Below are 23,718 nucleotides of genomic sequence, written 5' to 3'. Positions count from 1 at the left end.
GGTCAGGAGGAACGGGCGGAGCCGAGCAGGCCCGGCGAGATCACGACGCGGCGCAGCGCCGCGAAGACGAACTGGACGATCAGGGCCAGCAGCACGACGAGCACCGTGCCGCCGACGACGAGCTGGTAGTCGTTGCGGGCCAGGCCGTCGATGATGTACCGGCCGAGACCGCCGAAGCCGGGGTAGGCGGCGATGGTGGCGGTGGCGACGACCTGGATCGCGGACGTGCGGAGCCCGAGCAGGATCAGCGGCAGCGCCATCGGCAGCTCCACGTGCCACAGCACGCCCCACCCGGTCATGCCCATGCCGCGGGCGGCGTCCTTCGCGTCGGCGTCGACGCCGCGGACGCCCTCGAAGGTGTTCACCAGGATCGGCGGGACGGCCAGCGCCACCAGGGCGACCAGCACCGGCGTGATGCTGTACTCGATCACGACGATGAACAGGATGAGCCCGAAGGTGGGGATGGCGCGGGCGAAGTTCGCCAGCGTGATCGCCAGGAAGCCGCCCCGGCCGGTGTGGCCGATGAGGAGGCCGAGCGCCAGCCCGATCACGGCGGCGGCCAGCAGCGAGACGCCGCTGTAGTAGAGGTGCTGGACGAGGCGGTGCGGGATGCCGTCGGCGCCGTGCCACTGCGACGACGCGGTCAGCCACGTCCAGAACAGGTCGATCTGGTTCCACACGTCGTTCACGAGGTCGCTCCCCGGGCTCGGGCCCACGGGGTGAGCAGGCGTTGGACCGTGACGAGGAGCGCGTCCGTGACCAGGGCCAGCAGGATGATCAGCACGGTCGCCGCGATGATCTGCGTCTGGAACTGGAGCTGGTAGCCGCGGATGATGTCCTCGCCGAGCCCGCCCTGGCCGATCAGCTGACCTACCGCGACGAGGCTGATGGACGAGACGGCCGCGACCCGCGTCCCGGCGATGACGATGGGCACCGCGATCGGCAGCTCGACCTGCAGCAGCCGGCGCAGCGGCCCGAAGCCCATCGCGGTCGCCGCCTGCCGGACGGGTTCGGACACCGACGCCAGCCCGTCCACCACGTTCGGGACGAGCACCGACAGGCTGTAGAGGGTCAGCGGGATCATCACCGTGGCGGGGTTGAGCCCGGTGTAGTCGATGAACAGCATGAACAGCGCGAGCGACGGGATGGCGTACAGCACGTTCGCCAGCGTCAGCGCCGGCGGGTAGAGCCAGCTCCAGCGGCGGCACGCCACGCCGAGCGGCAGCGAGACGACCAGCCCGAACAGCACCGGCAGCAGCGCGAGCCGCAGGTGCAGGACGGCGTGCTCGCCCAGCGAGTCGGTGTGCTCGCCGATCCAGCCCCAGTCGATGTCCATCAGCCGCCCTCCTTGGACAGGGAGGGCGCGTCGCCGTCCGGGCGCGCCGCCGGCGCGTCGCCGTCCGGGCGCGGCGAGGGCGGCTCGGGTTCGACGCCCGCGGCGGAGCGGGCGATGGCGGCGCTCAGGTCGTGCTGGTCGGCGACGCCCACGAGCCGCCCGCCGGCGTCGACGCTCACGGCGCGGCCGGACGGGGACAGGATCGCGGCGTCGAGCGCGGCCCGGACGGAGTCGGTCTCGACGTCGAACGTGTGCCCGATCGGGGCGAGCCGCGCGTCCCCCAGGACGCCCGACGACGGCAGCCCGTCCGCGGAGGCCCATCCGAGCGGGCGCCGGTCGCCGTCCACGACCAGAACCCAGCCGTCCGGCGGCGCCTGCGACACCGGCGTGCCGGCGGGCAGCACGCCGCGCTCGTTCAGCGGCACGGCGGAGGACGGGACGAACGACAGCCGCCGGATGCCGCGGTCGTGCCCGATGAACCCGGCGACGAAGTCGTTCGCGGGACGGGCCAGCAGGTTCTCGGGGCTGTCGAGCTGGACGAGCCTGCCGCCCGTCTGGAACACCGCGATCCGGTCGCCGAGCTTGATGGCCTCGTCGATGTCGTGGGTGACGAACACGATCGTCTTGTGGAGCTCGTCCTGGAGGCGGAGGAACTCGTCCTGCAGCTCGGCGCGGACGACGGGGTCGACGGCGCTGAACGGCTCGTCCATCAGCATGATCGGCGGGTCGGCGGCGAGGGCGCGCGCGACGCCGACGCGCTGCTGCTGGCCGCCGGACAGCTGGAACGGATACCGCTTGGCCATCGCCGGTTCGAGCCCGACGCGCTCCAGCAGTTCCAGCGCCCGCTCCCGCGCCTTCTTCTTGTTCCAGCCGACCAGGTACGGGACGGTGGCGATGTTGTCCTGCACGGTGCGGTGCGGGAACAGCCCCGCGTGCTGGATGACGTACCCGATGCCGCGCCGCAGCTCGGCCGGCTTGCGCTCGCGGACGTCCTGCCCGTCGATGAGGACCCGGCCGGACGTCGGGTCGACCATCCGGTTGATGGTGCGCAGTGCGGTGGTCTTGCCGCCGCCGGACGTGCCGACGAACACGGTGATGCGGCCCGTGGGGCATTCGAGGCTGACATCGTCCAGGGCGACGGTGCCGCCCGGGTAGCGCTTGGTGACGCCCTCAAAGGTGATCAACGATTCACGTCCTCGTTGGGCGCCCGCGACGCCGATGATCGATTCGGCCTACTACCCAACCGTAACCAACAGGTACGGTCACGTCGGTGTCCCGGCATGTCCGGAACGTCGGTTTCTGAGCATATCTACCGGTAAACATGGGAAAGTAGCGTTGCCCAGTGGAGAACGGCCGAATCGTTATCGACGGGACCGCGCTCACCTGTGCCCAGGTGGTCCGCGCGGCCCGCGAGGATGTGACGGTCGCCATAGCGGCGGACGGGGTCGAGCGGGCCCGCGCCGCCTGGCGGGTCGCCCGCGAGGTCGCCGGATCGCAGCCGGTGTACGGGCGGACCACCGGCGTCGGCGCCAACCGCGTCGTCGACGTCGAGTGGGAGGACGCCGACGCGCACGGCCTGCGCCTGCTGCGCAGCCACGCGGCCGGGGCCGGCCCGCTGGTCGCGCCGGAGATCGTCCGGGCGATGCTGACGGTCCGGCTGAACCAGATCGCGGCGGGCGGGTCGGGCGTGGAACCGGGCGCGCTGCAGGCCCTCGCGGACGTCCTCAACCTGGGCCTCCTCCCTCCGGTGCCGGTGTACGGGGCGATCGGCACGGGCGACCTGACCGCGCTCGCCTCGACCGCGCTGTGCCTGCTCGGCGAGCGGCCCTGGCTGGCCGGGCCGGACGGCGGCCAGGAGCGCGGCCCCGGCTACCGGCTCCGCTCCGCCGACGCGCTCGCGTTCATCAGCTCCAACGCCGCCACGCTCGGCGAGGCGGCGCTCGCCACCGCGGACCTGCGCGAGACGCTGCGCGCGTCCACGGTGGTGGCGGCGCTGTCGCACTTCGCCGTGCGGGGCTCGATCGAGCCCTACGCGCAGGCGGTGCAGGACGCGTGCCCGCACCCCGGCCAGCGGGACGCCGCGGCGGCGATGCGGGCGCTGCTCGCGTTCGACCAGCCGGCGCCGATGCGCATCCAGGACCCCTACGGGTACCGGGCGTTCCCGCAGGTGCACGGGCCGGCGCTGGAGGCGGCCGGGTACGCCGAGCAGGTCGTCACCCGCGAGATCAACGCCGCCGCCGAGAACCCGCTGGTCGACGCGCCCGCCCGGACGGTCTGGCACAACGGCAACTTCCACACCGCCTACGTCGGCCTCGCCCTGGACTCGGCGCGCGCCGCGCTGTTCCAGACGATGGCGCTCGCGGCCGCCCGCCTCGGGACCCTCGCCGAACCGTCGTTCACCGGCCTGTACCCCTTCCAGGGCGCCACGGAGGCGTCGTCCGGGATCATGATCCTGGAGTACGTGGCGCACTCGTGCCTCGCCGACGTCCGGCGGCTGGCGACCCCTGCGGCGCTCGGCAGCGCGGTGCTGTCGCGCGGCGTCGAGGAGCACGCGGGCTTCTCCACCCAGTCGGCGCGCGCGACGACCGACGCCGTCGCCGCCTACCGGCTCGGGCTCGGCTGCGAGCTGGTCGCGGCCGTCCGGGCGCTGCGGATGCAGGGGCGCGCGCCGTCCGGCGGGCCGCTCCGGGCGGCGACCGACATGGCCGGCGCCGTCCTCGACCCGCGCGTCGAGGACCGGCCGCTGGACACCGACATCGCCGCGGCGGCCGACCTCCTCCCCAGGCTGGCGCGGCTGCATCCCTGACGCCCCCTACTCCGGCGCGCCACCGGTGGACGCGCGGACGCGCAGCGCCGGCTCGCGCACCACCCGGCGCTTGCGCGGCTTGCCGTCGATGACGTCCACGACGAGCCGGACGGCGGAGTGGACGATGCCGTCGATGTCCCAGTCGACGGTGGTGAGCGGCGGGGTGAGCAGCGCCGACATCGGATGGTTGTCGTAGCCGCAGACCGCCACGTCGCCGGGGACGGCCAGCCCCAGCTCGCGGGTGGCGGCGTACACGCCGTAGGCGATCGAGTCGGCGAAGCAGAACACCGCGGACGGGCGGCCGGGGCCGCCGAGCACCCGCGTCGCGACCTCGGTGGCCTCGGCGAGCGACTGCGGCACGACCACGACGTCCACCCGCAGGCCCAGCCGCTCGGCCTCGGCGTTGACGTGCACGTCGGCGGGGCGGTCGGGGGTGCTCGCGCGGGTCGGGGTGAACACGGTGACGCGCTGGTGCCCGAGGTCGCGCAGGTGCTCCAGCGCGAGCGTGACGCCGCGCCGGTTGTCGAACACGACCTCGCCCTGCGCCTGCCCGCCGTGCAGCGCGTCGCCGATGGACACGACCGGGACCGTGCCCGCCAGCTCGGCCCACAGCGCGGCGGACGGGTCGAGCGGCTGGACGATCAGCCCGTCGACCCGCTGGTCGCGGAGCCGGCGGGCGAGGGCCAGCTCGCGCTCGGGGTCGCCGCCCGCGTCGACGATGAGGGCGTAGCGGTCGCGGGCGAGCAGCGCCCGCCCGATGCCGACCGCGAGGGACTGCTGCCAGTAGTCCTCCAGGGAGCCGCACAGCAGCCCGACCTGGCCGGTGCGGCCGCTGGCCAGGGCGCGCGCGATCGGATGGGCCTCGTAGCCGAGCTCCTCGGCCGCCGCGCGGACCCGCTCCTGGGTCTCCTCCGACGTCTGGATGCCGCGCAGCGCGTACGACACCGCCGCGGGCGACAGACCGGTCGCCTGCGCCACTTCGCGGATGGTCGCGCGCTTGGGCTTCTCCGACATCCCCCCAACCCTAGAGCCCGGCACCGACGCGGCAGCGGACCCGTGCTTGACGGCATGACCTCTGAAGCGGTTCACTGAACCGGTTAACTGATGCGGTTCAGTGATGCGGTTCAGCAGCACTGCCCAGCGGCTTCGCCGCGCCCCTCGCGACCGCACCCGGTCACAGAAGGAAAGGAGCGAACCCGTGTCCTCCGAGGTCCTGCCCCGCGCCGCCGGATTCGAGAGCCTGCCCGGCCGTCCCCTCGACGCGCGCGAACTGCGGGAGCTGGTCGACGACCTGGCGGACCGGCCCGCCCTCTGGCGGCAGCACGTCGCCTTCCCCGAGGGGCGCCGCCACTACGCGTCCCTCCACCGGGACGAGCACGTCGACGTCTGGCTCCTGTGCTGGACCCCCGAGAACGACACCGGGTGGCACGACCACGACATCTCGTCCGGGGCCGTCCGCGTCGTCGCCGGCGCCATCGAGGAGAACAACCCGCGCATCGGCGGCGACCCGGTCCGGACGGTCGTCGGCGAGGGCGAGTCGTTCTGCTTCGGCCCCGACCACATCCACCGGCTCACCGGCGTGCGGGACGCGAGCGTCTCCATCCACGCCTACTCGCCACCGCTGTGGCGCCTGGGCCAGTACTCCGTGGACGAGTCGGGAGTGATGCGCCGCCTGTCGGTCAGCTACACCGACGAACTGCGTCCGCCGGACGACCCGGCCTGACGGAGCGTTCCAGGAAGTGTCTCCGGCGAGCCCGACCGGGGGAAGCGGGCCCGCCGGAGAAGGCGCGTCCGGTCGATGCCCGCTCACATCGACCAGACACTCACCATCTGTTCAGCGCACCCCCTGCCGGAAGTGTCACACCGTCCAGCGGGCGAGCCGGCGGTCGCTCACGGCGCAGACGGCGACGACCACGGCGAGGAAGGCCGCCGCGCCCCTCAGGAGGCCCGCCTCGTAGTACTCGTCGGTGACCAGCCGGACGGCCGCGTAGCCGACCGCGCCGCCGAGGGCCAGCGCGGTCGTCCCCTGCGCGGCCCAGAGGGCGATGCGGGCGGTCCCGGCGCCCGACAGGCACTCGCGCAGCGCGCACGCCCCGGCGGCCAGGCAGATGGCCAGGCCGGCGGCCGCGGCCAGCGGCGGGCTGCCGAAGTTCACGCCGTAGCGGACGGCCAGGGCCGGGACGAAGAAGAGCAGCAGCGCCCACCGCAGGCCGCCGGCGACGGACGACAGCGCGATGCCGGCTTCGCCGTCCGGCAGGCGGGACGAGGCAACGCGCGCTCCCACCAGGATGCAGAGCGCCAGGACGGCTCCGGGCAGGCGTCCGCCCAAGTGGCCGAGGTTGTAGAGCAGGGCGGTGTCGTACACGGTCAGGACGAGGTACCCGAAGGCCCAGGCGGAGGCGGCGAAGAGGAGCATCCGCGCGAACGAAGCGCGCCCGGGGCCGTCCCCCTCCTGCCTGGCCAGCCAGCGGAGGAAGAAGGGCGTGAGCACGGCGGAGCAGGCCCGGATCACGATGTCGTCCACCGTGTAGGGGTTGCGCAGGTCCCACTCGACCGCGCAGAACACGAACGTGTAGGAGAGCGACGCCGCCCACACCAGCCACGAAGTCGCCAGACGCCGGTACAGGCCGCGATCCAGCCAGCGGAGGACCGTCAGGTAGATGAGCAGGCCGAACGGCAGCTCAAGGAATGCCTGGACCCGCAGCAGGGACGGCGCGAGCAGCTCGGGCTTCGGAAAGTGCTCCGCAAGGCCGCGCATGGCCGGACCGTCCTCAAGCGCGAAGTACCCCTCCGGCAGGTACCTCGCGATGAACGTCGCGTCCCCGCCATGGACGCGCAGGACGTAGACGGTGAAGAGCACCTGGTTGAGGTAGACGAGCGCGACCACCAGGGCCAGGAACGCCTCCGGACGCGCCCAGCGGCGCGCCCCCGGCTCAGTTGCGCGCCGCGTCGACCGGGCTGCGGCCACGAGGCTCAGCAGCGTCGAGACCAGGACCGCTCCATTCACCACGACCGACAAACCTAGACGTTTCCGCTGGAGGGCGCAGGGGCTCCAGCGACGCGTGCAGGCGGGCCCGCATCCAGGCCGCCCCGGGACGTTCGACCAGCCGGTGGACGGCGTAGGCGCCCACCAGCGAAGCGGCGAGCACCACGGCCAGCGCCGCCCACCTGTCGAGCCCGGGGTACAGCGCGTCCAGCAACGGCAGCGCCAGTTGCGAGTGGAGGAGGTACAGCGGATACGTGAGCGCCCCGAGGACGGTCAGCCGCGACCACCGCAGCGACCGCAGCCGGCCGGTCGCGACCAGGATCATCACGGCGAAGATCGCGGTGATGACGGCGCCGGCCGCGATCTCGTCCGCGCCCCGGAAGACGTGCTCCGCGCGCCACGCGCCCCAGCGCAGCGCGATCAGGTACGACACGGCCACGTATCCCCAGAGCAGCAGCGTCGGCCCGAACCGGTGGATTAGGTAGAGCGCCATCCCGGCGATGAAGTAGCAACTCCAGGTCGGTACCAGCATCACCTGGAGCAGGTCGTTGCCCGCCTCGTCGGCGTACACGCCCGCGAACAGCCACGCCGTCATGAACACCAGGCAGGAGCGGTAGGTGATCCCGATGCCGGCGAGGACGGCGACGAGCACGTAGAAGTGGAGCTCGACCCAGAGCGTCCAGTAGACGGCGTCCACGTTCTTCAGGCCGAGCCCGCCCTGCAGCATCGTGAGGTTCGGCAGGACCAGCCCGGGGACGCCGTGCCCCTGCCGGAACAGCGCGTACACGACCGCGCCCAGCAGCACGCTCACCCAGTACGCCGGCATCAGCCTGACCAGCCGCGACACGCCGAACCGGCCCGGCCCCCGGCCCCACGCGCTCATCAGGATCACGAACCCGCTGATCATGAAGAACAGGTCGACGCCGAGGTAGCCGAACCGGGTGACCGCCGCGACCTCGGGGAACACGTCCCGCGCGGGCTCCGGCCAGGGCCCGGCGCCGCCGAAGCCCGTGAAGTGGTACAGCACCACCGCCAGCGCCGCCGCGAAGCGCAGCAGGTCGAGCTCGCTCAGCCGTTCCCGTCCGGTCACCGCGGAACCGTCCCGTCCCGCGATGGCCCCCTCCGGTCCAGGAGGTGAGCCCGCGATGAACGCACGATGTCGGCCGGGACGAACCCGCCGCGATCCCCACCCGCGACGCGCGCGCGGTTAACCGCGAGGCGCACCCGGCACGGGCCTCGGATCAGTAAGATGCGGGGGCATCCCTTGGAACGTATGGGTGGTCCTCCATGACATCTCGCCGCGCCCGACGCGGCGCGGCGACTCTACTGCTGTGCCTGAGCCTGGTGGCGGTCCTGGCGGCCGCCGGCTGCTCCGTGCTCGCGGGCTCGGTGCACGAGCCGGCCGCCGCGGACGGGCCGCCGAAGGGCGAGCCGCGCAAGGCGCCGTCCGTGGTGATGTTCCTCGGCGACAGCTACACGGTCGGCGACCGGGGCGTCCGGCCGGAGAGCACGTACGCGGCGGCCACGGCGCGGCTGCTCGGCTGGCAGGTCATCGTCGGCGGGCGCGCCGGAACCGGGTTCGTCCGGGCGGGCCGGGGCGGGGAGCCGTTCCTCGGCCTGTTCGAGAGCCAGCTCGGCTGGCGTCCCGCGCCGGACCTGCTCATCGTGTCCGGCGGCCACAACGACTGGCGGTACCCGCCGCCGCAGGTCGCGGCGGCGGCGCACGTGCTGCTGGAACGCGTCCGGCAGCGCTGGCCCGGCACCCACATCGTGCTGGTGGGGCCGCTGTGGGGGACGGGCGCCCCGCTGCCGGGGGCGGTCGCCGTCCGGGACGCGCTGAAGAACCTCGCCGGGCAGCTCGGCGTCCCGTTCGTCGACCCGATCGGCGAGAAGTGGATCACGGGTGACCTGCTGACGGGCACCGGCAACGCGGCGCTGCTCATCAAGAAGGACCGCACCCACCCGAACCCGGCGGGCCACCGGTACGTGGCGACCCGCCTGGCCGAGGACGTCAAGCGGCTTGGCCTCGGCCACCCGGTCCGGAAGGGCTGACCGTCAGGCGGACGGGCGCGCGAGCGTCAGGGAGAAGTCGCCGTCCCGGTCCGTCCAGAATTCGGCGATCTCCATGCCGGCGGCGCCCAGCTCGGCGTCGAGGCGGTCCCGCCGGAACTTGGCGGAGATCTCGGTGCGCATCTCCTCCCCGGCCGCGAACGACACCTCCAGGTCGAGGCCGCCGACGCGGACGTCCTGGTCGCGGACGGACCGCAGCCGCATCTCGATCCACTCCTCCGCCGCGTTCCAGGCGGCGACGTGTTCGAACGCGTCCGGGTCGAAGTCGGCGTCCAGGTCCCGGTTGATGACGTGCAGGACGTTGCGGTTGAACTCGGCGGTGACCCCGGCGGCGTCGTCGTAGGCGCGGACGAGGCGCCCGGCGTCCTTGACGAGGTCGGCGCCGAGCAGCAGGAAGTCGCCGTCGGACATGGTGGCGCGGACGCCGCCGAGGAACCCGATCCGCTCGGCGGGCGGCATGTTGCCGATCGTCCCGCCGAGGAAGGCGATGAGCCGCCGCTCGCCGCCGGGCAGGAGCGGCAGGTGCTGCTCGTAGTCGGCGACGACGGGCCGGACGGTCAGGCCGGGATGGTCGGCGGCGATCCCGGCGGCGGCCTCTTCGAGGAAGTCGCCGCTCACGTCGACGGGCACGTAGGAGCCGAGCGTGCCGGACAGCGCGTCGAGCAGCACCCGGGTCTTCTCCCCCGATCCGGCGCCGAGCTCCAGGAGCGTCCGGGCGCGGGTGGCGGCGGCGATGCCGGGCGCCCGCGCGACCAGGATCTCCCGCTCGCGCCGCGTCGGGTAGTACTCCTCCAGTTCGGTGATCTCCTCGAAGAGCGCGCTGCCGCGCTCGTCGTAGAACCACTTGGGCGGCAGGGTCTTGGGCGTGCCGGTGAGCCCGTCCCGGACGTCCCGGCGGAGCGTCTTGGCGAGGTCGTCGGCGGTCAGGAACCGGTCCATGCGGTTCTCCTTCACAGGGTGGTCAGAGGGAATCGACGCGGACGCCGGTGCCGGGTCCGGCGGTGACGAGCGAGCGGTCCGGCACCGGCCGCCAGCCGGGAGCGTCGTCGAGCGGCTCGGACGCGATGCTGACCGCGTCCGCGTCCTCCCGGACGAACAGCGAGTCGCCCCAGGTCGTGGCGGCGAGGGACGTCCCGTCGGAGGCGAGCAGGTTGTAGCGGCCGGGGGCGAGCGCGGTGATCGCGGCGACGGCGGCGGCGAGGCCGTCGCCGAGCGGCAGGCCGTCCCGCCAGTGCCGGACGGCGAGCGCGAACAGCGGCGCGGAGTCGACCGGGGCGCGGGCGTCGGGGATGTCGGCGATGTCGCCGGCCAGCTCGCGGAGCTTGGCCTCGACGCCGCCGTAGTCCTCGATCTTGCCGTTGTGGCTGAACAGGCGGCGGCCGGCGCGGAACGGCTGGGCGCACGACTCGTCCACGGGGAACCCGGCCGTCGCGGACCGGATCGCCGCGACGGCGCAGGACGCGCGCACGGCCCCGGCGACCTCGCGGAAGGACGCGTCGGTCCAGAGGGGCTGGGCGCGGCGGAACCGGACGGGCGCCTCCGTGCCGGTTCCGTCCGGGTACCAGCCGATGCCGAACCCGTCGGCGTTCAGCAGGTTGCCCTGCGTCATGCGGGGCGCGTACGCCTGGGTCTCCAGGGAGTGCTCGCCGTCGTAGACGAGCGAGTGCAGGGTGCGTTCGGGCCCCAGGTAGCCGAGGTGGCGGCACATTCAGCGTCCCTCCCCCGCCGACCGCGCGCAGCGGAACCCGGAGAAGATCTGCCTGCGGACCGGGTAGTCCCAGTTGCGGAACGATCCGCGGACGGCGAGCGGGTGCGTCGCCCAGGAGCCGCCCCTCAGCACCTTGTACTCGGGCCCGAAGAAGACCTCCGAGTACTCCTTGTAGGGGAAGGACCGGAAGCCGGGGTAGCCGTGGAAGTCGGACGACGTCCACTCCCACACGTCCCCCAGGAGGCGCCTGACCCCGTAGGCCGAGGCGCCGGCCGCGTAGGAGCCGGTCTCGGACGGACGCAGCGTGCGCTGCCCGAGGTTGGCGCGGCCCTCCTCGTACACCTCGCCCCACGGGTAGCGCCTTGAGCGCTGCGCGGCCGGGTCCCAGCGGGCGGCCTTCTCCCACTCGGCCTCGGTCGGCAGCCGCTTGCCGGCCCACCGCGCGTAGGCGTCGGCCTCGTACCAGCACACGTGCTGGACGGGTTCGCCGGGCGGGACGGGTTCGGTCCGTCCGAACCGGCGCCGGAGCCACTGCCTGCCTTCCCCGTCCCAGAAGGCGGGGGCGCGCTTGCCACTGGTGTTGCGCCACTCCCATCCGGCCGGGTCCCACCAGCGCGGGTCGTCGTAGCCTCCGGCCTCCATGAAGGCGATGTAGGCGGCGTTGGTGACCGGCTCCACGTCGATGTAGTAGGCGGGCAGGTCGACGAGATGGACGGGGCGTTCGTTGTCGTACGCCCACGGGTCGTCCGAGGTGCCCATCTGGAACGGGCCCGCCTCGATGAGCACTTCGCCTGCCGCGGAGCCTTCGGCGGGCTTCTGCAACGGCTCGGCCGCCGGGTCGAGCAGCGCGGGAGCGCCCTTCCGCAACTGGTGCGTGGCGAGCATGGTCTCGTCGTGCATGTGCTCGTGCTGCACGACCATGCCGTACACGAACCCGCCCGACGTGAGCGGATCCGGCGTGTCGAACCGTGCCGACGACAGCGAGTCGAGCACCTTGGCGCGGACCGTCCCGATGTAGGAGCGGGCCTCGGCCGGCGACAGGAGCGGCAGCGTCGGCCGTTCCGCGCGCGGGTGCTCGAACGCGTCGTACAGGTCGTCGATCTCGGGACGCATCGCCTCCTGGCCGGCCGCCTCGCGCAGCAGCCACAGCTCCTCGTAGTTGCCGACGTGGGCGAGGTCCCACACGAGCGGCGACATCAGCGGCGACACCTGCGCGGTGAGGTCGTCCCCGGCGAGGACCTCGGTGGTGAGGCCGAAGCTGCGGTCCCGGACCGCGCCCAGCTCGCCGGCGATCAGTTCTTTGAGCGCTCCCTCGTCGAGCGCGTCGAGCGGGCCCGGGGAGTTCATCGGGGCCATGTCGCGTCCTCCTCGGACTGAACGGTGGACGGGGTCGACGGGGTCGTTGGGGGCGATTGGGGCGATGGCGGATCGTCGGCCGGGCAGCGTCCCCGGTCGACGTACCGCCGGATGTACTCCTCGACCAGCGGGACGAGCCCGGACGCGCCGAGCCGCGGGAGCGCGTCGAGGGCCGCCGTGAAGCAGGCCCGCGCGGCGGCGGCGAGCGGCGCGTCCGACAGTCCGCGGCGGGCCGCCTGCGCCCACCGGTCGGCGACCGGCTCGGCGGCGGCCTCGGCGGCCCGGGACGCGGCCGGGTCGTCCAGCAGCGCGGTCGCGACGGCGACGGGCACGGCCCAGTACCGGCCGGGCGGCGCGTCGATCATGCGCAGCTCCAGCCAGCCGCGCGGCCGGACCGGCGGGAACAGGGTGGACAGGTGGTAGGCCAGGTCGTCCTCGCGGGGCTCGCCCTTGTCGAGCCATTCCAGGAAGGACATGCCGGGGTCGGACACCCACTCGCCCTCCGCGGTGTGGACGAGCATGACCCGGGCGTCGAGCGCGTACCGCGTCCACGCCTCGGCCGGGTCGCCGTCCGCGCCGTCCCGCAGGACGGGCAGGGTGCGGCAGGGGTCCAGCTCGGTCCAGATGCCCTGCCGGGACGAGTGCATCCCGGTGCGGCGGCCGGCCCGCAGCGGCGAGTTGGCGAACGCCGCGACGAGCACCGGACCGAGCGCGTGCGCGAGCCGCCAGCGGCGGGACGCGTCCGGATCGTCGGCGCCGATGTCCAGGTTGACCTGGACGGACGCGGTCGAGCACATCATCGCCAGCCCCGCCGCGTGGAAGCCGCCCGAGCGGAAGTAGTCGCGCATGCACGCGTAGCGGGGGTGGTCGGCCTGGAACCGGGGGCGCCGGACAGGGTCGACGCCGTGGCCGGCGAGCGCCAGCCCGTCCCGGGCGAGGGCGTCCCGGATCCGCGCGATGTCCCCGCCGAGCGCGGCGTGCAGCGCGCCGAGCCCGCGGAACGGCGCGGAGCTGAGTTCGAGCTGCCCGCCCGGCTCGTACGTGATCGTGCTTCCGCCGGCCGGCGGCCCGGCGTCCGCGACGAGCGCGCGCACCCGTCCGGCGGGGACGTGGGCGGCGGGCTCGGCGGTGTCGACGACGAACCACTCGGTCTCCGCGCCGACCGTCCCGGGCGGGCCGGTCTTGAAGCAGACACCGCGAATGTGCTGGTAGACACCATCAACCGTCAGGCGGGTCACCGTTGACTCCTCACGTAAATCGATAGCGAGTTCGAATCCTTCCCTGCTGAACCGCATCAGGTATCAGCTGATTTCCGAGATGTTCCTTAAATCTCTGTGAACATCACCGTCCGCAGGCGACCCGACTACCTTCGGTGCTATTCGACGTGCCGTCCGATCTCGGACTTCTCAGGCGTGGACACGAGGCGCTAGAGTCCCGTTGATCAGCTATGTGCTATTTGTCGGACAGTTGGACGAGCCGGCGGGAAGGGGAGGGCGCATGCGCGGGGACCTGGGCTCGCTCTACGACGCGCACGCCGACCGCCTGTACGCGTACTGCTGGTCGCTCGTCGGCGACCGGCTCGCGGCGGCGGCCGTCGGCGACACGTTCAACGCGGCCGTGCACCAGCCGCCGCGCGGCGACAGCGTGCTGTGGCTGTACTCGCTCTCCCGGACGGCCTGCGCCGAGCGCGGCGCCTTCACCGGGGAGCTCGCCGCCCAGGGCGGGATGCCGTTCGCCGGCCCCGACCCGCTGCTGCGGGCCGCCGGCGGCCTGCGCTCCGACCACCGCGAGGTCCTGCTGCTGTGGGCGGGCGAATGGCTCGAACCGCACGACATCGCCCGCGTCCTCGGCATCGCGCCCGACACGGTCGGGCAGCTGCTCGCCGCCGCGCGGACCCGGCTGGAGCGGACCGTCCTCGACATCCTGATGCGCGGGACGGCCGGGCCGCAGCCCGAGCTGATCACCGCGTTCGAGAAGGGCCGGCTGCCGCAGTTGCTGGCCCGCCGCGCCCCCGACCAGGCGCCCGGCTGGCTGCGCGACCGTGTCCTCGCCGCCTGCGCGCAGGAGGCGGCCCGGCCGCTGCCGAGCGTCGCCGCCCCGGCTCCCCTCGTCGTGATCGGGGCGGAGCGCAAGGACCGTCCCAAGCGCGGGATGTCCGGCGGCATCTCCCGTGGCCTCGGCGCCGCCGCGGGCGTCGCCGCGTCGGCCGCCGCCGTCATCGGCCTCCTGGTCTCCTGGCCGACCGCCAAGGGCGGCGGTGACGCCGCCTCGATGGTCCCGTCGGCGAGCAAGGGGCAGACGAACCCCGCGTCGGCGAAGACCAGCGGCGTCCCGCAGAACCCACTGCCCGGCCTCACCGGCCCGGAGCGGGCGAAGGGCGGCGGGCCGGCCGCGTCCGAGAACCCGGTCACCGGAGCCTTCGACGACCCGCCGCGGCAGGCGGGCGGGGCTCCGGCGGCGCCCGCGCCGCCCGCCTCCACCCCGTCCCGCACGCCGTCCCCGGAGAAGAAGCCGGAGACGGACACCCCGTCGAGGCCGGAGAAGCCGTCCACCCCGCCGGACGAGTCGCCGACCACTCCCCCGGAGACCACGCCGGGCGACCCGGCGACCCCGCCGGACGACGGTTCGACGCCCCCGGCCACCCCGCCGGCGGACACGCCGACCGACCCGTCGGACGGCTCCGAGACGCCGAGCCCGAGCCCCACCGCCAACCCCGCTCCGGAGCCGGGGCAGGGCTAGGCCCCGGCCAGCGGATCGGCCGCCGGCATCGCGGGAGCGGGCATCTCGGGCACGGCGGCGCGGCGGCGTTCCAGCAGCAGGAGCAGCCCGCCGATCAGCCCGCCGGCGACCATCGCCACCAGGTGCCCGACGGCGGCGACCTCCAGCGCGGGCAGGCCCGCCAGCAGGACGGGCGCCAGCGCGCACCAGCCGGCGAGCGCCGGCAGCCGCCGCACCCGCCCGTCCCCGTACAGGAACGCCGCGACGAGCGCCGCGCACAGCACGTAGGACGGCCCGACGTCGGGGATCGTGCGGATGGAGTCCGACAGGAGGCCGGCCTCCAGCCGCACGAGCGCGATGCCCTGGCTGACGAGGGTGCCGAGGACGTGCGAGGCGGCGACGAGCACCACGGCCCGCAGGTTGCCGAACCGGCGGGTGAGCGGGAACAGCCCGATCGCGGCGGCGACCAGCAGCACGCCCTGCGCCCCCTCGGCGACGAACGCCGACGCGACCATCGTCCCGACCGGGTTCACCGCGAGGTTCGACAGGTTGGTGCTGGCCCAGGCGACCACCGCGTGCCGCGCGGACGGCGGCAGGACGAGCGCCTGCACCATCCACACGGCCGCGAACAACCCGAGGAACGTCAGCGGCATCGCGTACCGCTTCGCGAATGCGGCGATCACACCGGCAGCCTAACCCCGTCCGCTCAGACGGCGGCGGCGCCGTCCACCGGTGTGCCGCCGCGCCGGACGAGCAGGGCCGCGAGGACGGCGGCGAGCGCGACCGCCGCGGCGACGCTCAGGGACGTCTGGAACCCGTCCATGAACGCGAGGTGGCTTCCGCTGGTGATGGCGTCCGCGGTCCGGCCGGTCGTGCCGGGCGGGACGGGCGCGACGCCCTGCGAGACCAGGCCGCCCGCGCCTTCGAGCCGATGCGCGGCCGGCCCCGGGACGCCCGCGTCGGTCAGCCGCCCGAACAGCACGTCCCCGACCTTGGTGGACAGCAGCACGCCCAGCACCGAGGTGCCGAGGACGCCGCCGACCTGCGCGGCGGTCTGCTGCAGGCCGCCCGCGACGCCCGCGAGGTGGGCGGGCGCGTTGCCCACGATGGCCTCCGTGCCGGCGACGATCACCATCCCGAACGCCAGGCCGACCAGGACGAACCGGGGCCAGAGCTGGACGTAGGGGGCGTCGACGCCGATGCGCGAGAGGCCGAACATCGCGACCGCGGTGAACACCATCCCGAGGACGAGCGGCACCCGCGGCCCGAACCGGCTGGTCAGCGCGCCGGCCACCGGGGAGGCGACGATGAACACGCCGGTCATCGGCAGCATCCGGACGCCGGCGTCGACCGGGCTCATCCCGTGCACCTGCTGCAGGTAGAGGGTGATGAAGAAGATCGTCCCGAACATCGCGAAGAAGCCGAGGACGATGAGGCCCGTCGCGGCCGACAGCGACACCGAGCGGAACAGGCCGAGCGGCAGCAGCGGGCGCTCCACCCGCAGCTCGTTCCAGACGAACGCGGCGAACAGCACGACGGACGCGGCGAACGACACGAGCGGGACGGCGTCCCCGAACCCGTGCTCGCCGGCCTTGATGAGGCCCCAGACCAGGGCGAACAGCGCGCCAGTGAGGAGCGCGACGCCGGGCAGGTCGAACGATCCGGCGGCCTCCTCGTCCCGCGACTCGCGGATCACCCACACGCCGACCAGCAGCGCGATCAGCCCGAGCGGGGCGTTGAGGAAGAACACCGACTCCCAGTTGACGTTCTCGACCAGCAGCCCGGCGACGATCGGGCCGCCCGCGATGGAGATGCCGACGGTCGAGCCCCAGATGCCGATCGCGGCGTTGAGCCGCTCGGCGGGGAAGGTGTTGCGCAGGATGGCGAGGCTGGCGGGCTGCAGCAGCGCCCCGGCGAAGCCCTGCACGACGCGCCAGAAGATCACCATGCCGAGCCCGCCGGACAGCCCGATGAGCACCGAGGACACGGCGAAGCCGACCACGCCGGCGAGGAATGTGCGCTTGCGCCCGAAGCGGTCGGCGATCTTCCCGGCGGGGATCAGCGTGACGGCGAGCGCCAGCAGGTAGGCGTTGGTCACCCACTGCAGCCCGGACAGGCTCGCGCCGAGGTCCCGGGCGATCGCGGGGTTGGCGATGGAGACGACGGTCGCGTCGAGGCCCACCATCATCACGCCGAGCGCGACGGCGACCAGCGTGAGCCACGGGTGCCCGTGCCCGCGCCTTCCCGGCCGATCGCGGGCCCGTTCGCGGGGCGGGACGTTGACGGCGCCGGGTTCGAGTGTTCCGGCGCCCTGTGCATGAGTCATCTTCGACCTCCGGCTTGGCAAGGCTTCAAAGTGTCATGAGATGACAGTTGTCGTCAACTGCCTACAGTCATGCCTAGACATGATTCAGCTCACGACAGAATTCACCCGCTGCCGCTTGGCGCGCGCCCACCGGCTCGTTACACTTCGCGCATGACCGCGACCGCCCCCGAGACCGGCCCGTCCGGTCCCGGACCCCAGCCCCCGGGCAGGCGCGAACGCAAGAAGCAGCGCACCCGCGAGGCGCTCATCGACGCCGCGTTCGGCCTCTTCGCCGAGAAGGGGTTCGACGCCACCACCGTCGAGGAGATCGCCGACGCCGTGGACGTCTCGTCCCGCACGTTCTTCCGCTACTTCGCCTCGAAGGAGGACGTCGCGCTCACCTTCCAGGAAGAGCAGAACCGCGCCGTGATGGCGGCGCTGGACGAGCGTCCCGCCGACGAGCCGATCATGACCGCGCTCCGGCACACCGTGGTGGGGATGGCCCGCGCCTGCGAGGCGGGCGAGCTCGGGTTCGAGCCGGGGCGCTTCGAGTGCATGCTGACGATGATGCGCGACAGCCCCACCCTGCTGGCGGGCAGCCTGGAGCACGCGCAGAAGAAGCAGGCGCTGCTCACCGAGGTCATCGCCCGCCGGATGGGCCTGGACCCGGCCGCCGACCTGCGCCCGCACGTCGCCGCGGCCGCCACGCTCTGCGCCTTCCAGGCCGCCGCCGACGCCACCCGCCGCCCCGGCGGGACGTTCACCTCGCTGTCGGAGACGGTCGACCAGGCGTTCGCCATCCTGGAGGGCGGTCTCAACGAGCCCGTCCCCGCAGACGGGTAGCGCGCCCGGTCCGGAGCCGCCCGGTGTGGAGCCGTGCGGCCGGGGTACGGCGGCGGCATGGCCCACAAGCATCCGCACGCCGACGGGAACGGCGCCCGCGACATGGAGATCAACCCGATCTTCAGCCGCGAGCCGCTGACGATCCCCCGCTACGCGCTGCCGCCCGGCGAGCTCGACCCGGGCACCGCCTACCAGGTCGTCCACGACGAGCTGATGCTGGACGGCAACGCGCGGCTCAACCTCGCGACGTTCGTGTCGACGTGGGCGGAGCCGGAGGCGGTGCGGCTGATGACCGAGTGCGCCGACAAGAACATGGTCGACAAGGACGAGTACCCGCGCACCGCCGAGCTGGAGCTGCGCTGCGTGCACATGCTCGCGCGGCTGTGGCACGCCCCGGACCCGCCGCGCACGGTGGGCTGCTCGACGACCGGGTCCAGCGAGGCGGCGATGCTCGGCGGCCTCGCGCTCAAGCGCCGCTGGCGGGCGCGGCGGCGGGCCGCCGGGCTGCCGGCCGACCGGCCGAACCTCGTCATGGGCGTCAACGTGCAGATCTGCTGGGAGAAGTTCGCGAACTACTTCGAGGTCGAGCCCCGGTACGTGCCGATGGAGGGCGACCGCTACCACCTCGGCGCGCGGGAGGCCGTCGAGCTGTGCGACGAGAACACGATCGGCGTCGTCGCCGTCCTCGGGTCCACGTTCGACGGGAGCTACGAGCCGGTCGCGGAGATCGCGTCCGCGCTCGACGACCTGGAGGAGCGCACCGGGCTGGACGTGCCCGTCCACGTGGACGGCGCGTCCGGCGCGATGGTGGCGCCGTTCCTCGACCCGGGCCTGCACTGGGACTTCCGGCTGCCGCGCGTCGCGTCCATCAACACGTCCGGCCACAAGTACGGCCTGGTCATGCCGGGCGTGGGCTGGGCGCTGTGGCGGGACGAGGGCGCCCTCCCGGACGACCTCGTCTTCCACGTCAACTACCTCGGCGGGGACATGCCGACGTTCGCGCTGAACTTCTCCCGCCCCGGCGCGCAGGTCGTCGCCCAGTACTACAACTTCCTGCGGCTCGGCTTCGACGGGTATCGCCGCGTCCAGCAGACGTGCCGGGACGTCGCGACGCGGCTGGCGGCCGACATCGGGCGGCTCGGCCCGTTCGAGACGCTCACCGACGGCGGCGACATCCCGGTGTTCGCGTTCCGCGTGCGCGACGGCGTCCGCAACTTCACGGTGTTCGACGTGTCGGCGGCGATGCGCGAGTCGGGGTGGCTCGTGCCCGCCTACACCTTCCCGGAGAATCGCACCGACCTCGCCGTCCTGCGCGTGGTGGTGCGCAACGGCTTCGGGCACGACCTCGCCGACCTGTTCCTGGACGACCTGCGCCGCGCCCTGCGGCGGCTGTCCGCCCAGGAGGCACCGCAGCGCACCCCGGAGGACGCCGCCGGCTTCTCGCACGGCGCCGAGGCGAAGACCACGAAGACCACGAGGACCACGAAGACCCCCGGCCGCGGCTGACCCGCCACCAGGCGACGCCACCAGGAAATACGCCGCCGATAAGCGACATCGGGAACGCTTTCCGATCGGAGGTCAGCGGGGGGCGCGCGGCAGGCCGAGGCCGATCATGGCGATCAGCTCGCGCTGGATCTCGTTGACACCGCCGCCGAAGGTCAGCACGAGCGCGCCCTTCGCCAGCCGGTCGAGGGACGCCGTGAAGGCCGCCGTCTCCGCGTCGCCGGGGTCGCCGTAGCGGGCGAGGACGTCGCCGACGATCCGGCCGACGTCCTGCATCCGCTCCGAGGAGTAGATCTTCGTGGCGGACGCGTCGGCCGCGCCGAGCCAGCCGAGGTCCTGGTTCGCGGCGACCTGCCAGTTCAGGGTCTCGTTGACGCGCAGGTAGGCGTGCACGAGGGCGAGCGCGCGGCGGACGGCGGGCTCCTCGATGAGCGGGCGGCCGTCCGGCCCCGCCGTGGCGCGGGCCCAGCGCTCGAACCGGATGCGGGTGTGCCCGATGTTGCCGGCCGGGCCGAGCGTGACCCGCTCATGGTTGAGCTGGTTGACGATGAGGTCCCAGCCCTTGTTCTCCTCGCCGATCAGCATGTCCGCCGGGACGCGGATGTCCTGGAAGTAGGTCGAGTTGGTGTGGTGCGCGCCGTCCATCGTGATGATCGGCGTCCAGGAGAAGCCCGGGTCCTTGCAGTCGACGATGAGCATCGAGATGCCCTTGTGCTTCTTCGCGGACGGGTCGGTGCGCGCCGCGAGCCACACGTAGTCGGCGTGGTGCGCGCCCGAGGTGAAGATCTTCTGGCCGTTGACGAGGTAGTGGTCGCCGTCCCTGACCGCGGTGGTGCGCAGGGCGGCGAGGTCGGTGCCGGCGCCCGGCTCGCTGTAGCCGATCGCGAAGTGGCACTCCCCGGCGAGGATGCGCGGGATGAAGAACTCCTTGTGCGCGTCCGACCCGTACTGCAGGATCGTCGGCGCGACCGAGTTCAGCGTGATCAGCGGGTAGGTGACCTCGGCGCGGGCGATCTCGTTGGCGAAGATCGTCTGCTCGACGGGGCCGAAGCCGCGGCCGCCGTACTCCGTGGGCAGCGCGACGCCGAGCATCCCGTCGCGGCCGAGCCGCCTGCAGTGCTCCATGTAGGCGGGGCCGAACGGGTCGGCCGCGATCGCGGCGCGCTGCTCGGCGGTCAGGCAGTTCTCGAAGTACTCGCGCAGCTCGGCGCGGAGCTTCTTCTGCTCGCCGGTCAGGTCGATGAACATTCAGGCCTCCTGGGCGATGAGCGCGCCGAGCGCGTCGAGCCGGTCTTCCGCGCCGCCGAGCAGGTGCCCGCAGTGCTTGCCCCAGGCGAAGTAGCGGTGCAGCGGGTAGGTGACGTCCAGGCCGATGCCGCCGTGCAGGTGCTGGCAGGTGTAGAGGGCCTTCACGACCGGGTCGCACGCGTTGTAGGCGGCGATCGTCAGCAGCTCCTCGGCGTCGCCCGCGCCCTGGGCCAGCCGCCAGACGCCCGACCAGACGGCCACGTCCAGCGCCCGCTTGGCGATGTAGACGTCGCTGATCTGCATCGTGACGGCCTGGAACTGCGCGAGCGCGCGGTCGAACTGCTCGCGGGTCCTGGTGTACTCCTTGGTCAGCTCCAGCGCGCCCTCGATGACGCCGGACGAGATCGCGACCGCGCCGGCGACGGCGGAGCGGCGGAAGGTGTCCCAGGCGGCGCCGTCCGCCGCCCCGCCCAGCAGGGCGCCCGCGCCGACCCGCACGCCGTCCAGCGCGACGCGCGACAGCGGCTCGCTCGTCGCGGACGGCTGCGCGGTGATCGTCGCGGCGGCGGGCTCGACCAGGAAGACGCCGACGCCCGCGCCCTCGACCCGCACGGGCACGAGGATGCGGGACGCCTCCCGCGCGTACGGGACGAACGTCTTCACGCCGTCGAGGACGTAGCCGTCGCCGTCGCGCCGGGCCGTCGCGGCGATCGCACCGGCCGGGCCGACCTCGCGGTACGCGCCGGTCAGGATCGTCGCGCCCTCGGTCAGCGGGGCCAGCAGGGCGCGCTGCTCCGCGGTGCCGTGCGCGCCGATCGGGACGGCCGCGAGCGCGAGCGAGGCGTACACCGGCACGGGCGCGACGTGGAGGCCGACCTCGCGCAGGATCACCGCCAGCTCGACCGGGCCGAGCCCGGCGCCGCCGGCGTCCTCGGGCAGCACGACGCCGAGCAGCCCCGCCTGCGCGAGCGCCTTCCAGGCCGCCTCGTCGTAGGGGGCGCCGCTCTTCTCGAACGCCTCCAGCCGCTCCTGCGCGGCCTCGCGCCCGAGCACTCCGGCGGCGAGACCCTTGATCTCTTGCTGGGTCTCGTCGAGGTTGAAGTCCACTCATCCGCTCCCTTCCAGGAGGTGCAGCCGGCCGCGTCGCTCGAACTCGGCCCGCAGTTCGGCCGCGTCGGCCGCGGTCATCCGGCGGTAGGCGAGGTCGCGTCCGGGCCGCCACCACACCGGGTCTTCGGTGCGCCAGCCGTCCCGCACGAGCCGGCGCTTGAGGATCTTGTTGGAGGCGGTCGCGGGCAGCTCCCGCGCCACCCGGACGTACCGGGGCGGCCACTTCGGGCTCAGGTCGGCGCGGCCGCGCAGGTAGCCGGCGAACGCGTCCGGGTCGAAGCCGTCGGCGGCGATCGCCAGCATCACCTGGTCGCCGGACGCCGCGTCCGGGACCCCGTACACGGCGAGCTGCCGGACGCCGGGCAGCTCCGCCAGCGCGCGCTCGACCTGGGCGGCGCCGAAGTTCTCGCCGTCAACGCGGAGCCGGTCGGCGCTGCGCCCGGCGAAGAAGACGTAGCCGCCCGCGTCGGCGTAGGCGAGGTCGCCGCTCCAGAACATGCCGTCGCGGAGCCGGTCGGGCGCCTCCTCCTTGTAGTAGCCGTCGAACAGGCCGAGGTCGCCCGTGTTGACCAGCTCGCCGATGGCCTCCTCGCCGTTCACCACCCGTCCGGCGGCGTCGTACTCGGCGGGCGGGCAGGGCGCGCCGGTCGCCGGGTCGAGGATCGCGATGCCGTCGGCGAGCCTCCCGAGGGCGCCGTACGGGCCGAGCGGATCGGGGACCAGCGAGATCGCCGTCTCGGTCGAGCCGTAGCCGTCGATGACGAAGCAGCCGAACCGCTCCCCGAACGTCTTCTGCTCCAGCGGCGCGGCCTCGTTCCCGAACGCGAACTGGAGCGGGTTCTCGGCGTCGTCGCCGGCGGGCGGCGTGGCCAGCACGTAGGACAGCGCCTTGCCGACGTAGTGCAGGTAGGTGCAGCCGTGGGCGCGCACGTCGGGCAGGACGCCGGACGCCGAGAACCGGGCGCGCAGCACCAGCTCGGCGCCGGCGGCGAGCGCGGGCGCGCACGCGGCCATGACCGCGCCGGAGTGGAACAGCGGCATCGGGCAGTAGACGACCGACTCCGGGGACAGCATGCGCTGGGCGAGCATCTCGCCCGGCACGGCCATCTTGCGGTGGGTGACGCGGACGGCGCGCGGCCGTCCCGACGTCCCGGACGTGAAGATCAGCATGAGCAGGGTGGCGGGGCCGATCGCCGCGGTGTCCGGGAGCGGGGCGCCCTCGAAGGGGGCCAGCTCGGCGCGCAGGGCGTCCGCGTCCAGGACGGGCAGGCCGAGCGCCGCCGCCGGCCCGGCGTACCGGGGCTGGGTGACGACCAGGTCGCAGTCGGCGCGCTCGGCGTCGCCGGCCAGTTCCGCCGCACCGCGGGTCGTGTTGAGCGCGACGATCACCGACCCCGACAGCGCGGCGCCGCCGAGGAGGAACACCAGCTCGGGGAGGTTGTCGAGCAGCACGCCCACGTGGAGGGGACGTTCCGCGCCCCGCCGGCCCGCCATCCAGGCGGCGCGGACGGCGCATTCGGCGACGGCCTCGCGCCAGGTCCAGGCGCGGCCGTCGTCGGCGGAGCGCAGCCCCGGCCGGTCGTCGCCCGCCCGCGCCTCCAGCAGTGCCGCGACGCTCGTCATGCCCACCTCCCGGACGCGCCCACGGCGAAAAAGTAGAACAGATTCTAGTCTGTGTCCAGAGGCCGGACGGTCCCCGTGACCGACCCGAATACGCTGGCTTGTCAGG

Annotated in this window: 21 protein-coding genes; 6 read left to right on the top strand and 15 right to left on the bottom strand. The window is 73.6% G+C overall.

Annotation, left to right across the window (positions count from 1 at the left end; genetic code table 11):
- Positions 1-2: 2 nt before the first annotated feature.
- Genes SM611_RS18840 through SM611_RS18830 form a run of 3 tightly spaced genes read right to left on the bottom strand, consistent with a single transcriptional unit; the run spans position 3 to position 2,520 of the window.
- Positions 3-689: an ABC transporter permease gene (locus tag SM611_RS18840; RefSeq protein ID WP_371950985.1), complete on the bottom strand. Its 687-nt coding sequence runs from the start codon at positions 687-689 to the stop codon at positions 3-5.
- Entirely contained in the window at positions 686-1,336 is a 651-nt protein-coding gene (locus SM611_RS18835; protein ID WP_371950984.1) for an ABC transporter permease, read from the bottom strand. Before SM611_RS18835 ends, SM611_RS18840 begins: the two co-directional genes overlap by 4 nt.
- Positions 1,336-2,520: an ABC transporter ATP-binding protein gene (locus tag SM611_RS18830; protein ID WP_371950982.1), complete on the bottom strand. Its 1,185-nt coding sequence runs from the start codon at positions 2,518-2,520 to the stop codon at positions 1,336-1,338. The genes SM611_RS18835 and SM611_RS18830 overlap by 1 nt, the downstream gene beginning before the upstream one ends.
- 158 nt (positions 2,521-2,678) lie before the next feature.
- On the opposite strand from SM611_RS18830, the gene SM611_RS18825 reads away from it, so the two are divergent.
- A complete protein-coding gene (locus tag SM611_RS18825; protein ID WP_371950981.1) occupies positions 2,679-4,142 on the top strand; it encodes an aromatic amino acid ammonia-lyase in 1,464 nt (487 codons plus the stop codon).
- Positions 4,143-4,148: 6 nt separating this feature from the next.
- Here SM611_RS18825 and SM611_RS18820 read toward each other — a convergent pair whose 3' ends face one another.
- Positions 4,149-5,156: a LacI family DNA-binding transcriptional regulator gene (locus SM611_RS18820; RefSeq protein WP_371950980.1), complete on the bottom strand. Its 1,008-nt coding sequence runs from the start codon at positions 5,154-5,156 to the stop codon at positions 4,149-4,151.
- A 184-nt stretch (positions 5,157-5,340) separates the two neighbouring features.
- Between SM611_RS18820 and SM611_RS18815 the strand changes: the two genes are divergently transcribed.
- Positions 5,341-5,865, top strand: a complete 525-nt coding sequence (locus tag SM611_RS18815) for a cysteine dioxygenase (protein ID WP_371950978.1) — start codon at positions 5,341-5,343, stop codon at positions 5,863-5,865.
- A gap of 135 nt (positions 5,866-6,000) precedes the next feature.
- On the opposite strand, the gene SM611_RS18810 is transcribed toward SM611_RS18815, so the two are convergent.
- Complete coding sequence (locus tag SM611_RS18810; protein ID WP_371950977.1) at positions 6,001-7,152, bottom strand: hypothetical protein; 1,152 nt, start codon at positions 7,150-7,152, stop codon at positions 6,001-6,003.
- Positions 7,076-8,218: an acyltransferase family protein gene (locus SM611_RS18805; protein WP_371950975.1), complete on the bottom strand. Its 1,143-nt coding sequence runs from the start codon at positions 8,216-8,218 to the stop codon at positions 7,076-7,078. The genes SM611_RS18810 and SM611_RS18805 overlap by 77 nt, the downstream gene beginning before the upstream one ends.
- 197 nt (positions 8,219-8,415) lie before the next feature.
- On the opposite strand from SM611_RS18805, the gene SM611_RS18800 reads away from it, so the two are divergent.
- The gene (locus SM611_RS18800) at positions 8,416-9,180 is read left to right on the top strand and encodes an SGNH/GDSL hydrolase family protein (protein ID WP_371950974.1); all 765 of its coding nucleotides are present in this window, start codon (positions 8,416-8,418) and stop codon (positions 9,178-9,180) included.
- 3 nt (positions 9,181-9,183) lie between these two features.
- Here the strand turns inward: SM611_RS18800 and egtD are convergent, their stop codons facing one another.
- From egtD to egtA, 4 genes are read right to left on the bottom strand one after another with little or no spacing between them, the layout of a single operon-like run.
- Positions 9,184-10,137 (bottom strand): L-histidine N(alpha)-methyltransferase, encoded by a 954-nt coding sequence (egtD, locus tag SM611_RS18795; RefSeq protein WP_371950973.1) that lies wholly within the window; start codon positions 10,135-10,137, stop codon positions 9,184-9,186.
- Between the two features lie 22 nt (positions 10,138-10,159).
- Positions 10,160-10,906: an ergothioneine biosynthesis protein EgtC gene (egtC, locus tag SM611_RS18790; RefSeq protein ID WP_371950972.1), complete on the bottom strand. Its 747-nt coding sequence runs from the start codon at positions 10,904-10,906 to the stop codon at positions 10,160-10,162.
- A complete protein-coding gene (gene egtB / locus SM611_RS18785) occupies positions 10,907-12,262 on the bottom strand; it encodes an ergothioneine biosynthesis protein EgtB (RefSeq protein WP_371950971.1) in 1,356 nt (451 codons plus the stop codon).
- On the bottom strand, positions 12,250-13,500 hold the full coding sequence (egtA, locus tag SM611_RS18780) for an ergothioneine biosynthesis glutamate--cysteine ligase EgtA (RefSeq protein WP_371950969.1): 1,251 nt from the start codon (positions 13,498-13,500) through the stop codon (positions 12,250-12,252). Before egtA ends, egtB begins: the two co-directional genes overlap by 13 nt.
- Before the next feature lie 259 nt (positions 13,501-13,759).
- Here egtA and SM611_RS18775 point away from each other — a divergent pair, with 259 nt between their 5' ends.
- Positions 13,760-15,001, top strand: coding sequence for an RNA polymerase sigma factor (locus tag SM611_RS18775; RefSeq protein ID WP_371950968.1), 1,242 nt, complete (start codon positions 13,760-13,762; stop codon positions 14,999-15,001).
- On the opposite strand, the gene SM611_RS18770 is transcribed toward SM611_RS18775, so the two are convergent.
- Positions 14,998-15,663, bottom strand: coding sequence for a rhomboid-like protein (locus tag SM611_RS18770; protein ID WP_371950967.1), 666 nt, complete (start codon positions 15,661-15,663; stop codon positions 14,998-15,000). The genes SM611_RS18775 and SM611_RS18770 overlap by 4 nt on opposite strands.
- A 23-nt stretch (positions 15,664-15,686) precedes the next feature.
- Positions 15,687-17,306 (bottom strand): MFS transporter, encoded by a 1,620-nt coding sequence (locus SM611_RS18765; RefSeq protein WP_371950966.1) that lies wholly within the window; start codon positions 17,304-17,306, stop codon positions 15,687-15,689.
- 150 nt (positions 17,307-17,456) lie between these two features.
- Between SM611_RS18765 and SM611_RS18760 the strand changes: the two genes are divergently transcribed.
- Together SM611_RS18760 and gad are read left to right on the top strand one after the other, a co-directional pair.
- Entirely contained in the window at positions 17,457-18,128 is a 672-nt protein-coding gene (locus SM611_RS18760) for a TetR family transcriptional regulator (protein WP_371950965.1), read from the top strand.
- 57 nt (positions 18,129-18,185) lie between these two features.
- A complete protein-coding gene (gad, locus tag SM611_RS18755) occupies positions 18,186-19,634 on the top strand; it encodes a glutamate decarboxylase (RefSeq protein ID WP_371950964.1) in 1,449 nt (482 codons plus the stop codon).
- Positions 19,635-19,706: 72 nt separating this feature from the next.
- Here gad and SM611_RS18750 read toward each other — a convergent pair whose 3' ends face one another.
- The 3 genes from SM611_RS18750 to SM611_RS18740 are packed head-to-tail and all read right to left on the bottom strand — an operon-like array spanning position 19,707 to position 23,612.
- On the bottom strand, positions 19,707-20,879 hold the full coding sequence (locus SM611_RS18750; protein WP_371950963.1) for an acyl-CoA dehydrogenase family protein: 1,173 nt from the start codon (positions 20,877-20,879) through the stop codon (positions 19,707-19,709).
- Positions 20,880-21,986, bottom strand: coding sequence for an acyl-CoA dehydrogenase family protein (locus tag SM611_RS18745; RefSeq protein WP_371950962.1), 1,107 nt, complete (start codon positions 21,984-21,986; stop codon positions 20,880-20,882).
- Positions 21,987-23,612 (bottom strand): AMP-binding protein, encoded by a 1,626-nt coding sequence (locus SM611_RS18740; protein ID WP_371950961.1) that lies wholly within the window; start codon positions 23,610-23,612, stop codon positions 21,987-21,989. It lies immediately after the preceding gene.
- Positions 23,613-23,718 lie beyond the last annotated feature (106 nt).

This window comes from Actinomadura monticuli (assembly GCF_041463655.1).
Taxonomy (GTDB): domain Bacteria; phylum Actinomycetota; class Actinomycetes; order Streptosporangiales; family Streptosporangiaceae; genus Spirillospora; species Spirillospora monticuli.
This window is presented reverse-complemented; position numbering and strand designations above follow the sequence as displayed.